This is a genomic window from Candidatus Nanopelagicales bacterium (assembly GCA_028687755.1).
Lineage (GTDB): Bacteria > Actinomycetota > Actinomycetes > S36-B12 > S36-B12 > UBA11398.
Genome location: JAQTZL010000015.1, coordinates 21,247 through 34,211 on the forward strand (window position 1 = coordinate 21,247; position 12,965 = coordinate 34,211).

Genomic DNA, 12,965 nt, shown 5'->3' on the forward strand with positions numbered 1-12,965 from the left:
TAAATGCGTCAACCATGGGAAAACCCGAGCCTGTGACCTTGGTCAGCGACTACTCAAAGAGCGACCAGAATGCGCCTATGACTGAACTATCCCGCCGCTCCTTCATGGCTACCAGCGCGGCAGTTGCTACTGGCGCTGCTCTGGTCACACAGACCCAAGCCGCTTCGGCAGTGCCGACTGGTCCACGGGCTCGTGCGGGAGCACCCAACGTCGTGATGATCACGGTTGATGAGATGCGTTTTCCGCAAACCTTTCCGGCCGGCATCAAGACCCCCGAGGAATTCCTGAATGCCTTCATGCCGAATTTGGCAAAGCTATGGAAGCAAGGTGTGAAGTTCTCAAATCACTACACCGCAGGAACGGCATGCTCACCGTCACGCGCAAGTTTGGTTACTGGTCTATATCCGCATCAAAACTGGTGTTTACAAACACGCAAGGGCAAGCAACCTGGATCGTCGGGTCCGAATGCTCCTGCATTGCAACGCGAATTCCCGACCTACGGAAAATTAATGCGCGAAGCGGGCTACATCACTCCATACGTTGGCAAGTGGCACCTTTCGGATGCACCGGACACATCAACAGATCCAGCCGCACCCTTTTACTTAAGTGCATATGGATTTCAAGGATTGACGATGCCCGATCCAATCGGCACCAATGGTCAAGGAACATACGACGACGGCAACATTGCTGCGCAAGCGGCAACGTGGTTGGAAGCACGCAAATCACATGAGCGCCCATTTTGTTTGACGGTTGGTTTTGTCAATCCACACGATAAAGAATTCTTTTGGAGTGGAACTGAGGCAACTACGTACAACAATCTGTTTACACAAGCAGGAGCAACTCCTGCTGTTACCTACGACGCTGTTCCACCTCTTGATACGCCAAAGGTTTACGGATATTCGCTTCCAGCAAACTGGGAATCAGCAGCAACGCTTGCGGCAAATAAGCCCGCAGCACAAGAATTCACGCGCTCCTTTACTGATTTGATGTGGGGCGGAATTACCGATGATCCCACGCTCACATCCGGGTACTCACTCGTTGATTACCCAGGTGTTGCTGGAGCAAAGATTGCTAACGCTCCATATGGATACTGGACTCGCAGCTTGGATAGTTACACACAGGTACTCACTCTTGTCGATCAGCACATTGGTGCAGTCGTGAATGCAATTCCAGAAAGTATTCGCGACAACACCGTCATCATCATGACTGCCGACCACGGTGATTATGCGGGTGCGCATGGCTTTGCATCAAATAAAGCTGGAACGATGTATCAAGAAGCGATTCAGGTTCCGTTGATTGTCGTGGATCCACGTGAACGCATCACTGGTGATACCAGCAAGGTTCGTAAGCAACTGACTTCAAGTGTTGACATCGTGCCAATGCTGGCGACGATTGCTCATGGTGATCGCGAGTGGCTCAAGGGCGATCTTGCAGAGGTATACGAAGAGCGGTTGAACTTACTGCCGTTATTGAAGTCAAACACTGCACGCGGACGAGATCACGTGATCATGGCCTCAGATGAATGGGTGCCTGCGTTCTATGTGTACAACAACGCTCGTCGTCACATCATGGGAATTCGCACCGCTGACACAAAGGTTGCCACGTACACGAACTGGAACAAGGCTGGTGTGGCTGATCTTTCAAGCATGCAGGTTGAGTCATATGACTACAACACTGTTCGTGGGCGATTAGAACTCGACAACCAGCAAGGTCAAACGGCCAAGGCTCAGGAACAACTCAAGTTATTAATGGGTCGTTTCAACCGCGGAGCCATGGCTGCACCACTACCAGCGCGATACCGCGGTGCTGTTGCCCGAGGCAAGGCTGAGTACTTGGCGTACATCGCATTGCTGGACAGCCTCAATGCGAATGGAACGTCGAATATCACGCGTCCAAATGGCATCAAGGAATACATGCATCTTGGCTAAACCGATGCGCGCTCGATAAGAAAAGTTACTGAGCGCGCTCGATCAGGTTCCACTGCACGCCATCAGGCGTATCCCGAACCTCAATCCCAGCAGCCACGAGCGAGTCGCGCACGAGATCACTCATCGCGAAGTCTTTGTTTTCACGCGCCACTCGACGAACATTCAACGCGACCTCAACAAGGGGCGCAAGAATCGTGCGCGGATCTTGTAAACCACTTTGCGCTGCATCGGCAAGTTCAACCAACATCGCGCGTAGATCGGCATTTGCGGATGCATCTGCTGCGAACACTGCATCTTCAGTGGCGAGTGCAGCCTCAAGGGCAGTATCAGCATTGCCGGCCGCCAGCGATGCACGGAACGTTGCAAGTAAGTCTGAGTGTTGTGCCTGTGCACTCACTTCAATTGGTGCGACGTTTGTTCCATGCAGAGCAGTTCGCATTGCATCAATGGTTGTGGTTTCACCATTTGGGATAACAACTGTGCGACCGCCCTGGCGCAGGGTTAAACCGCCAGCACCGTGAACTGAAACTGATCCAGATTCAAGTTCAATGACGACAGCCGTATGTTCATCAACGCCAAGCACTCCCGTTCCATCGGTGATCTGCGCTTCAAGAATTTCAAGACGATGCAGGCCGATGTAGCAGCAGCTGGTGTCGTGTCGCCCGCCCTCTTTGTTATCAAAGTGTGGAACCACAACAGCTCGAATTCCGAGCAAATCACCAAGCAGATTGATGCCATCTAGCCAATAAGGATCAACGCCTACCTTGTAAATCTCATAGACGGGAATTGCATAGGCACCGATCGTTGCCGCTGCAGCACTACCCGTGATCAGTGTTCCGCCACGTCGCACGACATCTGCAAAGGCTGAAGGGATTGGCGTACCTGCCCATTGATTCAAGGCATACGACGGTGAACCAGGCCCTGCCAATACCCAAGACGCTTGTTGCAATTGCGAAAGGGTGCGCTCATGCTCCACAACCGATGCATCTTTGCGACGCCATTTGGCAAGTTCAATCTTGGAACCGACAGACTCATCGAAGTACTGCTGATATTTCGCACCAAGATCATCGGCGTTGACCTGAAAACCATAGGGCGTATCGATCATGTATTTCGGTGCATCACCAAGGCCATCCATAAGGGTGCGATGCAATTTGATCATTGCCGGGGCATTTTCACCCGAACCCATAATGACGAGGCGACCACTCACGCGCCCATCATCGCCTAGTCCGTACACATTGCAAAACTGGCAAAAGAGACGTGAGCCCCAACCTTTGGGTCAGGGCTCACGAATGAAAAACGCAATTGGAATTACGTGGTGGTCAGCGCGACGGCTGTTTTGCCTCCAACACCCACTAATCCTGGATCGCCATTGCCACATAAGCCTGCATCACCCTGACATGGGCCCATCTCAACGCCGAAGTAATGCAAACCCTTGGTGCCAAGCTCAGCATTGATGGTGAACTTGCCGGCTTTATTGACCGGAGCGCAGGCACCATCAAGAGTTGTGCTTGGCCATCCGTCAGCCAGTGGCTTGGCGTTGAAGCGGGTCAAACACACGATGTTGTCCTTCAGTGTCCAGGCTGCAAGGTTCTTCATTGCCACTTTGCTCAGTGATCCTTTGAAGATCACCGTTTGACCAGCTGGAACCTTGGTTTGATTGACGGACAAGCATGCATAGTTGTCTTGACTACACACGGATGTGGCTGGCGTCGGCACCGCGATCGCGCCAAAAGCCGGTGAAGTGGTCAGACCGGCAATTGAAGCAACTGCAACAGTTGTCAGTGCAACATTTCGAATACGCATAGAGGTGCCTTTCGATCGGGGATTTTTAGCCAGCGGAACGAGAAACATCTTCCCATTCCTTGAAGTGAGCAAGGCGTCGGTCATACATGCCGTGGAGTACATCAACGGCTTGGTTACCTAGTAACAATCGCACAGGTGGCTTTTCGGCATCAACAACCTTCATCAGCGCGTCAACACTTTCGGTGGCGTCTGATCCGGCAGAAGTAGCAAGCAATTTGCCCAACTTCTCATGGGATTCCACATAAGCGGGATGCTGAGCCGAGTTCTTGCGACCTGCTGTGCCAAACCCAGTTGCGTAACCACCAGGCTCAATCAGGGTCACGCTGATACCGAACTTGCGCACTTCCTGAGCAAGAGCTTCTGACATTCCTTCAAGTGCCCACTTGGATCCGCTGTAGAGACCCATGCCGCCCGAAGCAGTCAGACCACTCAAACTGCTCACCTGGATGATGTGGCCAGATCCTTGAGCGCGCATGATCGGCAGTGCTGCCTGAGCAACCCAGATTGGCCCGTAGACGTTGGTCTCGAACTGGGCGCGAATTTCATCTTCGGTGAGTTCCTCGAGGTAACCCATGTGTCCGTAACCAGCGTTATTCACCACGACATCAAGGCGACCGAAGTGCTCATTGGCCTTGTTCACGGCGGCAGTCACTGCTGCTTTGTCGGTTACATCAAGTTTTAAGGTGAGAATTGAATCGCCATATTTGGCAACGAGATCATCAAGGGGAGCAAGGTCGCGGGCTGTTGCCACCACCTTGTCACCACGCTCAAGGGCTGCCTGGGTCCAAATCAAGCCAAAGCCGCGGGACGTACCAGTGATGAACCAAACCTTCATGAGCCCTCTTTCGATGATTGGAGATCGAAAGGTAGCCCAATTCACGGATACGGGATATGGGTTTCGCCTGTCGCGTAGGAATAAACCATCTAAGTTTCACCACATGGCGACGTACTCATGTGTGGTTGGGCCACTTGCGCGCGTCCATGTCACGTTCGTCGAGGAATTAAAGACGTATACCGAAGAGGCTGCCAAAGAGATAGCCGTAAAGCACTTGACCTCATCTGAATGCGAAACGTGGATGACGATGCAGGCAAACACGACGCGCAAAATGGAATGGTTACTTGGTCGGGTGGCACTGAAGGAAGCCGTATGCGACTTCATGTTGGAAACCCAACTCACCACCGTGCATTCAAAAGACTTAGTGATTTCACGTTCTGAAGAAGGCGCGCCATTTATTTCCTGGGCGGTTCCAAATGAACTACCACTTCCGGTGATTTCACTTGCGCATACTGAAGGCGTGATTGTTGCGGCTGTTGCGAGCGCTGAAGCAGTAGGCGTTGACGTTGAGAACGCTGATCGTCAAGCGCCAACCGTTGCTCGTGTGCTGACGGAAACTGAAACGAAACTTCTTGAGACTGAACGCATCACGTTGCTGAGCGCGGTTGTTGCAAAAGAGGCGGCATCAAAAGCAGTAGGCACTGGTCTGGGTGGCGATCTACGCCGCTGGCCAATTGTGCACACCGAAGGCGATCAACATTTTGTTACATGTGTTGATGATGAAGAAATTGCATTGATTGTTGATTTCCTCGATGTACCAAATCTTGTGCTCGGCATTTGTGTTGTGGTGTAGCAAGCAGCTACGAAGCCAAATCAGGAACTTCCATCTTCTGAGGGCAGCCGCGCAACAACTGAATGATTGAAGACTTCTCAACCGAATCAACTGCTAAACGCCAGCGATACTTCACGCCAATCCAAGCTTTGACATAACGGCAGGTATCAGCTGTGTTAGGCGGCATCCACTCGGCCGGATCTTGATCACTCTTGGATCGATTCGATGATGCCGAAACAGCGATAAGTGAGTTCACATAACCAAGATCATTAGCAAAAGCAGTTCGCCGATCAGGAGTCCATCGCCAAGCTCCTGAATCCCAGGCTTCTTTCAATGGAACTTCGTGATCGATATCGAAGGTGCGGGCATTAGTCGTGGTGACGCCGTCGTATGCCGAATACCAACGTGAATCAACCATCGTGCACCCGTTGAGACGACCACCGATTGCTTCGCGAATGAGAACGTCTTGACGTGTCGTGCATCCATTTTGACGAATCCAGTGTTTAAACAGCGAGCGGTCATAGCCGCCTGCATGTTCAGGTGACACGGGCAGCGAGGTCAACAACGTTTGTGCATTTTGGGTTGTGGCATCAGCTGGAGAAACAGCAACGACCCCGCAGGTCATTAATAGACCCGCGAGGCCGATAGCTATTGCGCTCCCCCGATGCATGCTTGCAACGGTAGAGCATCGGCGCGATGAATCGCGCCTGAGTTTTTACAGGGTGTCGAGCACGCACTCGGCAGTTGATGCCAGCACGTTGAAGCCGTCTTCTTCAGGAAGGAACTGAGTAACAACGCCGTCTTCAATCACCATGGCGTAGCGCTTTGAACGAAGACCACCGAGAGCTGGAGCGTCAACGTCCATGCCAACAGCAAGTGCGAACTTGCCCTGTGGGTCAGCAGCCATCACGAATTGCTCGCCAACGCCTTGAGCCTTGCCCCAAGCGTCCATCACGAAGGCATCGTTGACGCTGATGCATACGATTGAATCGACGCCCTTGGCGGAGAGTTCAGCTGCCTTGTTTACGAAACCAGGCAAGTGCATCTTGGAGCAGCCTGGGGTGAAGGCGCCAGGAACTGCGAACAGCACCACGCGGCCCTTGCTCAGGATGTCCTTTGAGGAAACAGGGGTTGGGCGATCCTCTGGGATCACGAAGAGTTCAACGTCAGGGACGGTGTCACCAATAGCAATAGTCATAAGGGCACCCTAAGTGAGGCGACCCTCACCTGAAAAGAGTTGTCTTTTAGATACCCCCGGGGGTATATTCATTTCAACGAATTCTGTTGGAGGAACTATGTGTAGCCCAATTACCTGCTCAAAGTGTGGCAAGGCCACGTGGACCGGTTGCGGTGCACATGTGGATCAGGTTAAGTCAATGTTCAGCAAAGAAGAATGGTGCACCTGCCAGCGCTAAACGCTGCAGTAGTACTAAAAACTTCGGGCCGGCACTTCCCACAAGGAAGACCGGCCCGAAACTTTTATTGCTTAGTTGCGCGCAAACTTATGCGCATCAAGCTCAAGGTACTTGCCCTTGGCCGGAGCGCTTAGTGCAAAGTCTGCGCCGATTGGCACTGAACCTGATACCCACACGGTGATCTTGTTGCCACTCTTCTTCACTTGGCAGTCAGCCATGGCATCCATGAACTTGCTGCGAAGCAACGGGCCACAGGTCACGACAATGCTTGCTTTCTGGCCAGCATTGGTCTTCAACACTTTATTCACGATCACGTTGTTGCCAGGCTTCAACTTTGTTGGAGCCTTCCAGTTGATGACAACCTGAGGCGTTCCTACTTCAATAGTTTCCTGCAGTGTGGTGATCTTGCCGCTCTTGTCTTTCACAACAATCGCAACGACATCGTTACCGACATAACCGGCATCAGGTGTGTACTTAATGGTGACTGAGTCAACGATCACTGCGGTGCCGTGCGCTGGATCCTTCACCTCGGTGACCGTTGCGCCATCAGGTGCACCTGGAACGTCAGCAATATGAATGATCACAGGCTTATCAATCGGTGTGATTGGTGCGCCACTATCTGGATTAACGGTGGGTAGCCCAGAAGCTGTTGGTGTTGCTGAGCTACTGGCTGTAGTTGATGCACTTGCCGTCGGCGTTGCAGATGAAGTAACCGTTGCCGTGGGTGAAGCGCTCACGGTTGCCGTTGGTGAAGCAGAAGCTGTTGGCGTCGCTGTCATGGTCGCTGTTGCGGTCGGTGTGGCAGATGCCGATGGAGACGCAAGTGGTGAACCAAGATCAGCAGCCATCCACAATTGATAGGTAGGAAAACCTGACAACTTGGTCTGAGTCAACGTGATCGTGGTGACTGGTTGCGTAGCTTGGAACCAACCGGCTGCACCGTTGGTGTCGTTGGTGTTGCCTTTCAACGTTGCAGTGCTGGCATTCCACACTGGTTGATCGGTGTTACCGCTTTGGTAGTTAAAGGAAGACTTGTACCAACCAGAAACGTCAAGGCTTTGACCCTTGTCACCTTTAGCGGCGATCGTGATCTGTTCAGCGTCAACATCACCCAATGCAAAGCCCCAGAAACCGGCAGGGATCACTCGGTTGAAAGCAATCGTGATGCTGCCCGTTGTCTTACCGGATACCAACGAAGTTGAGAGGTAAGTCTTGCCACTTGAGGTGCCGTAGACCTGACCAAATGGCGTGGACCCAGTCAGCGTTGCTGAAGTTGCCACAGAAACATCGCTGTCGGCCACAGTGATCTGCGCTGTTGGGAACAAGTTTCCCGGCATGGTCGCGGTTGCCGCGGTGCCAGTGTTGTTTCCGGACGTGCCGAAGGTGGCGTAGGTCAGCTGCGGAGCTGCGGTGGAAAGTGCAGCGAAGCCGATCGAGCCAGCCACCAGGGAAATTCCAAGGACAGAGAAAAGTGCGCGTTTCATGAAGAAAACCCTAAAGCCAGTCATGACCAGTCTTAAACGAAGTGTGTCCCCCATTCCCCAGACTTCTACCCAAGCGCAGGCCATGGGAAGCAACCCATGAGAATTACCTCGTGCCCGCAACCGTTCCCACTGAGACCGACGTCTTAGTTATTGGTGCAGGCCCAGCTGGCTCGGCTGCTGCTGCTTGGGCGGCGCGCTTTGGCCTTGATGTGATCCTGGCCGATGCCAAAACCTTCCCGCGTGACAAAACCTGTGGTGATGGCCTGACCCCTCGCGCGGTCTATGAACTGCAAAACCTGGGCTTGGGCGAGTGGCTGGAAACTCAGCCACGCAACCTTGGCTTGCGGGCAGCTGGGTTTAAGCAAACGTTGTTGCTGCCATGGCCTGGTGGGTCGCTTCCGAATTTTGGTTCTGCGGTGCCACGCATGGAACTCGACGCAAAGATCCGCGAGGTCGCACTTGATTCCGGTGCAATTCCTGCAGACGGTTACCGCGCAGTAGATGTCGTGAAAGACGGTGATCGCGTAGTTGCCGTGACCTTCGAAATTCGCGAAGACGGCAAGCGCGTCACCAAAGAAATTCGGTGCAAGCGACTTGTTGTTGCCGATGGTGCGAAATCTCAACTTGGAAGAAGCCTTGGCCGCGAGTGGCATAAAGACACCGCTTATGGCGTTGCCGGGCGCGCATACATTGCCAGTGGCCGATCCAATGACAAGTGGATCTCGTCGCACCTTGAATTGCGCGGTGAAAAAAATGAAGTGCTATCTGGTTACGGGTGGATCTTCCCACTGGGTGATGGCGAAGTAAATATTGGTGTTGGCACGCTTGCAACGAATAAGCGACCTGCCGACATCAACCTGCGTTCGCTCACGGAGCTTTACACAAACCAGCAGTATGAGTTGTGGCAGCTTGAAGGTGAATTACAGAATTTCTCTTCTGCACTATTACCAATGGGTGGAGCGGTCAGCAACATCGCAGGCAAGAACTGGATGTTCATTGGAGATGCAGCTGGTTGCGTCAATCCGTTGAACGGTGAAGGCATTGATTACGGTCTAGAAACTGGCCATCTTGCGGCCGAAATGCTTGCTGACACCGCAAACAACCCCAATGCAGATCTCACCCATTTGTGGCCTGGTGAACTCAGTGTGCAATACGGAACGGCATTCTCAATTGCTCGCAGAATTGCTGGCTTACTCACTGTCCCAGGGTTTATTAACACCTTTGGCCCAGTCGGCATGCGTTCAAAGTTCCTCATGACGATCGCGCTTCGCGTGATGGGCAACTTGGTGACAGAGGAAGATAAAGACGCCACTGCAAAACTCTGGCGAACCGCAGGCAAGTTCAGTCTTAAACTAGATAACAGACCGCCGTTTTCGTAACAGTAGAAAGGCTTCCCCCATGCCTCGTCGTCAACTGAATCGTCAACCGTCTATGAAGCGCGCACTTGCACTTGCTGCAGTGTCAATCGCTACTGCGGGCACCCTTGCTGCGTGTGGTTCTTCTGAAGAAGCAGTGCCACCAACGCCAATGCCAATGATGAGCAGTGTGTCGCCAAGCCCGTCGGTTGATACACAATCTCTCGACATCATGTTTGCACAGATGATGATTCCGCATCATCAACAAGCCATCGAGATGTCAGACATGGCCCTTTCCCAAGCGTCGACAAATGAAGTAAAGACTCTCGCTGAACAAATTAAGGGCGCGCAAGCGCCTGAAATAGCGGTGATGCGGGGATGGTTAGCAAACTGGGGTGCACCGGAAACTGCAGTGGATGACCACTCGGGTCATTCCATGAGCACCGGGATGATGACCGACGATGACATGGCTGCTTTGTCGGCAACGACGGGCCCAAATTTTGATCGCCTCTGGTTGCAGATGATGGTGAGCCACCATCAAGGAGCTGTTTCGATGGCGCAAGATGTTCTCGCAACCACAACAAATCCTGAAGTGAAGACGTTGGCCGAAGCAATTATTGAAGCGCAGAAGAAGGAAATCGCGTCAATGGAAGTGTTGCAAGCAAACGGCGAGTAATCGCGAGTAATTGCTACAACACCAAGGGTTATTTACAGTTCGAAGTCGTCTTCAAGCACGGTCTCTTGCAGCGCTAACCGAAGTGGCGACATCCGAAGGATTGCCGGCGGACCATCAAGCAAGTTCTGCATTGCCGGAATGAGATCAGCAAGCGCCATGGCTTGCTGATGTTCTAGCTGGGCTTCTTCGTTCGCAAAGATTTCGTACAACCACACCAGGTTGTCGCTATCTGGATCAATTGAAAGCGTGTAGATCTCTGTGCCTGGCTCTTCACCCAAGCGATCCATGTAGTTGTTCAATACATCAAGCAATGCTGGGCGCATTCCTGGCTTGCAGGTTAAACGCACTAGGGCAGCAGTGCGACCTGCAAGGAGAACCTGAACAGGTGGAATTGCGTGGGCGTTGCCTGCCACCGTTCCTCCGAAAGTAGAACGCAGTTATGCGTTGTTAGCGAGGTACCACTGGTAGGTGCTGGCAATGCCATCTGCCAAAGAAATCTTTGGGAACCAACCAAGATCGTTGATGCGACTTGTGTCGAGCAACTTACGTGGCATGCCGTCAGGCTTGCTGGAATCCCATTGGATGGTGCCTTCGTAACCCACTGCGGCAGCAACGGTTTCGGCTAGTTCCTTAATTGGCATGTCATCGCCAAGACCGACGTTGATGGTCTCGTGTGAGTCGTACTTCTGCAGCAACATCAAACAGGCTGCTGCAAGATCGTCAACATGCAAGAACTCGCGACGTGGTGAACCAGTGCCCCACACCGTGACTGTTGGCGCACCAGACATTTTTGCTTCATGGAAGCGGCGAATGAACGCAGGCAACACATGTGAAGTTTCAAGATCGAAGTTGTCACCTGGGCCATACAAGTTCGTTGGCATCGCTGAAATCCAATGACGGTCATATTCAGTGCGGTGCGCTTCGATGTAGAAGATGCCTGAGATCTTTGCCATGGCGTAAGCCTGATTGGTTGGCTCAAGTGGGCCAGTCATCAATGACGATTCGCGAATCGGCTGCGTTGCCGCACGTGGGTAGATGCAAGAAGAGCCAAGGAAGAGCAAGCGATCAATATCGATCGCATGAGCTGCATCCATGATGTTGGTCTGGATCAAGACGTTGTCGCGAAGGAACTCAACTGGGTAGGTGGAGTTGGCCATGATGCCGCCGACCTTTGCCGCAGCGTCGATCACGATGTCGGGCTTGGCCTCGCTGATGGCGGTGAAGGTGGCCTCACGGTCGCGCAGATCGAGCTCGGATGAGCGGTAGCCGATGACCTCGCCCACTCCGGCAGCCTCAAGGGCTCGCACAATTGCCGAACCCACGAGTCCGTTATGTCCAGCGACGTAAACCTTGACGTCACCCCAGGCGAATTCAGGCAGCATTTCGCCATTCTGTCACAGAACAGACATCTTCCCGATGCTCCGTCGCCGGGCAAACAGGTAAAGAATGAAGGTATGCGAGTCATCACCCAAGAGCAGTTAGCCGGCATTTTTTCCGCACTGCCCCACAATCCTCGGGTGGTTGCCTCGGGCAACTTCGCTACTCCGCACGTGCTGCTCAACGCCCTTGATGGCCAGGTCGAGCTCTACCGCCTTCATATGTTGAATGCGCAAAAGCCGCTGCCGAATAGATCTGGCGTCACCTATGAAACTGCCTTTGTTGGTCCCGGCATGCGTGGCGCAGAAAATCTCAACTACATCCCAAGCCGCCTGAGCTTGGTTCCCGTGCTCTTTCGCGATCACTATCAACCAGATGTCGTGCTGCTTCATACCTCGACTCAGCGCTTTGACACTGTGAGCCTTGGTACCGAGGTCAACATCCTTCCTGCAGCGATCGAAGCGGCAAGAGCTCGCGGCGGCATCGTGATTGCGCAAGCAAATCCGCAAATGCCTTACACCTACGGTGATGCGCAAATTTACGAAAACGAAATCGACTACCTCGTTGAAGTTGATGAGCCGTTGCCTACGCATGATCCGGGCCCGATTAGTGATCTCTCAATGCAAATCGGTGATCGCATTGCCGCGGTAGTCAATGACGGATCAACAATGCAGCTCGGCATCGGTGGTGTTCCTGATGCGGTGCTTGCCGGATTGACGAAACATAAAGGTCTGCGCATCTGGACTGAAATGTTCAGTGATGGTGTGTTGAACCTGTTTAAAGCTGGTGCACTCAACGCTGAAATCCCTTTAACTTCAACCTTTATTTTCGGTACGCGCGAGTTGTATGACTGGGTTGATCTCAATCGCTCTATTCGCATGATGCGTACCGAACGCGTCAATGATCCCGGCGCAATTGCGCGGCAAGCGCAGATGACAAGTGTGAACGCAGCGCTGCAAGTCGACCTTCTTGATCAAGCAAATGCCAGCCGCATCAACCACAAAATTTTCAGCGGATTTGGTGGATCAACCGACTTCATTGTTGGTGCATTGCATGCGCGTGGCGGCCGCAGTTTCATAGCGCTGCCAAGTTGGCACCCAAAGGCAGACGTATCGACGATCGTTCCGGTGCTCACTGAACCGGTCACGAGTTTTCAACACAGTGCAGTTGTGACCGAAAACGGCATGGCCGAAGTGTTTGGTCACTCCCAAAAAGACCAAGCCACCAACATCATCAATCAGGCAGCGCATCCAAGTGTTCGCGACTTTCTGACCGAACGGGCTCATCACCTTGGCCTCATTTAGCCGTTAGGGTTACCAA

Annotated in this window: 13 protein-coding genes; 5 read left to right on the top strand and 8 right to left on the bottom strand. The window is 52.8% G+C overall.

All coding sequences use genetic code 11. The annotated features are described in order from the left end of the window. Positions 1-77: 77 nt before the first annotated feature. Positions 78-1,928, top strand: coding sequence for a sulfatase-like hydrolase/transferase (locus PHN51_12220; protein ID MDD2819545.1), 1,851 nt, complete (start codon positions 78-80; stop codon positions 1,926-1,928). 25 nt (positions 1,929-1,953) lie between these two features. Here PHN51_12220 and PHN51_12225 read toward each other — a convergent pair whose 3' ends face one another. From PHN51_12225 to PHN51_12235, 3 genes are all read right to left on the bottom strand, one after another. Further along, positions 1,954-3,135, bottom strand: a complete 1,182-nt coding sequence (locus PHN51_12225; GenBank protein ID MDD2819546.1) for a hypothetical protein — start codon at positions 3,133-3,135, stop codon at positions 1,954-1,956. 101 nt (positions 3,136-3,236) lie between these two features. Then, positions 3,237-3,731, bottom strand: coding sequence for a hypothetical protein (locus PHN51_12230; GenBank protein MDD2819547.1), 495 nt, complete (start codon positions 3,729-3,731; stop codon positions 3,237-3,239). A 25-nt stretch (positions 3,732-3,756) separates the two neighbouring features. After that, a complete protein-coding gene (locus tag PHN51_12235) occupies positions 3,757-4,566 on the bottom strand; it encodes an SDR family NAD(P)-dependent oxidoreductase (protein MDD2819548.1) in 810 nt (269 codons plus the stop codon). A gap of 103 nt (positions 4,567-4,669) precedes the next feature. Between PHN51_12235 and PHN51_12240 the strand changes: the two genes are divergently transcribed. Continuing rightward, positions 4,670-5,359 (top strand): 4'-phosphopantetheinyl transferase superfamily protein, encoded by a 690-nt coding sequence (locus tag PHN51_12240; protein ID MDD2819549.1) that lies wholly within the window; start codon positions 4,670-4,672, stop codon positions 5,357-5,359. Between the two features lie 7 nt (positions 5,360-5,366). Here the strand turns inward: PHN51_12240 and PHN51_12245 are convergent, their stop codons facing one another. The 3 genes from PHN51_12245 to PHN51_12255 all read right to left on the bottom strand — a co-directional run bounded on the left by PHN51_12245 (position 5,367) and on the right by PHN51_12255 (position 8,237). After that, complete coding sequence (locus PHN51_12245; protein ID MDD2819550.1) at positions 5,367-6,008, bottom strand: HNH endonuclease family protein; 642 nt, start codon at positions 6,006-6,008, stop codon at positions 5,367-5,369. Between the two features lie 45 nt (positions 6,009-6,053). After that, the gene (locus PHN51_12250) at positions 6,054-6,536 is read right to left on the bottom strand and encodes a peroxiredoxin (GenBank protein ID MDD2819551.1); all 483 of its coding nucleotides are present in this window, start codon (positions 6,534-6,536) and stop codon (positions 6,054-6,056) included. 288 nt (positions 6,537-6,824) lie between these two features. Next, positions 6,825-8,237, bottom strand: coding sequence for a hypothetical protein (locus tag PHN51_12255; GenBank protein MDD2819552.1), 1,413 nt, complete (start codon positions 8,235-8,237; stop codon positions 6,825-6,827). Between the two features lie 110 nt (positions 8,238-8,347). Between PHN51_12255 and PHN51_12260 the strand changes: the two genes are divergently transcribed. Together PHN51_12260 and PHN51_12265 are read left to right on the top strand one after the other, a co-directional pair. Next, a complete protein-coding gene (locus tag PHN51_12260; GenBank protein MDD2819553.1) occupies positions 8,348-9,616 on the top strand; it encodes a geranylgeranyl reductase family protein in 1,269 nt (422 codons plus the stop codon). A gap of 19 nt (positions 9,617-9,635) precedes the next feature. Continuing rightward, positions 9,636-10,268, top strand: a complete 633-nt coding sequence (locus PHN51_12265) for a DUF305 domain-containing protein (protein MDD2819554.1) — start codon at positions 9,636-9,638, stop codon at positions 10,266-10,268. Between the two features lie 32 nt (positions 10,269-10,300). Here the strand turns inward: PHN51_12265 and PHN51_12270 are convergent, their stop codons facing one another. Continuing rightward, the gene (locus PHN51_12270) at positions 10,301-10,681 is read right to left on the bottom strand and encodes an antibiotic biosynthesis monooxygenase (GenBank protein ID MDD2819555.1); all 381 of its coding nucleotides are present in this window, start codon (positions 10,679-10,681) and stop codon (positions 10,301-10,303) included. A 24-nt stretch (positions 10,682-10,705) separates the two neighbouring features. After that, complete coding sequence (locus tag PHN51_12275; protein ID MDD2819556.1) at positions 10,706-11,650, bottom strand: GDP-L-fucose synthase; 945 nt, start codon at positions 11,648-11,650, stop codon at positions 10,706-10,708. A gap of 72 nt (positions 11,651-11,722) precedes the next feature. Here PHN51_12275 and PHN51_12280 point away from each other — a divergent pair, with 72 nt between their 5' ends. After that, positions 11,723-12,949 (top strand): acetyl-CoA hydrolase/transferase C-terminal domain-containing protein, encoded by a 1,227-nt coding sequence (locus tag PHN51_12280; GenBank protein MDD2819557.1) that lies wholly within the window; start codon positions 11,723-11,725, stop codon positions 12,947-12,949. The last annotated feature ends 16 nt before the right edge of the window (positions 12,950-12,965 follow it).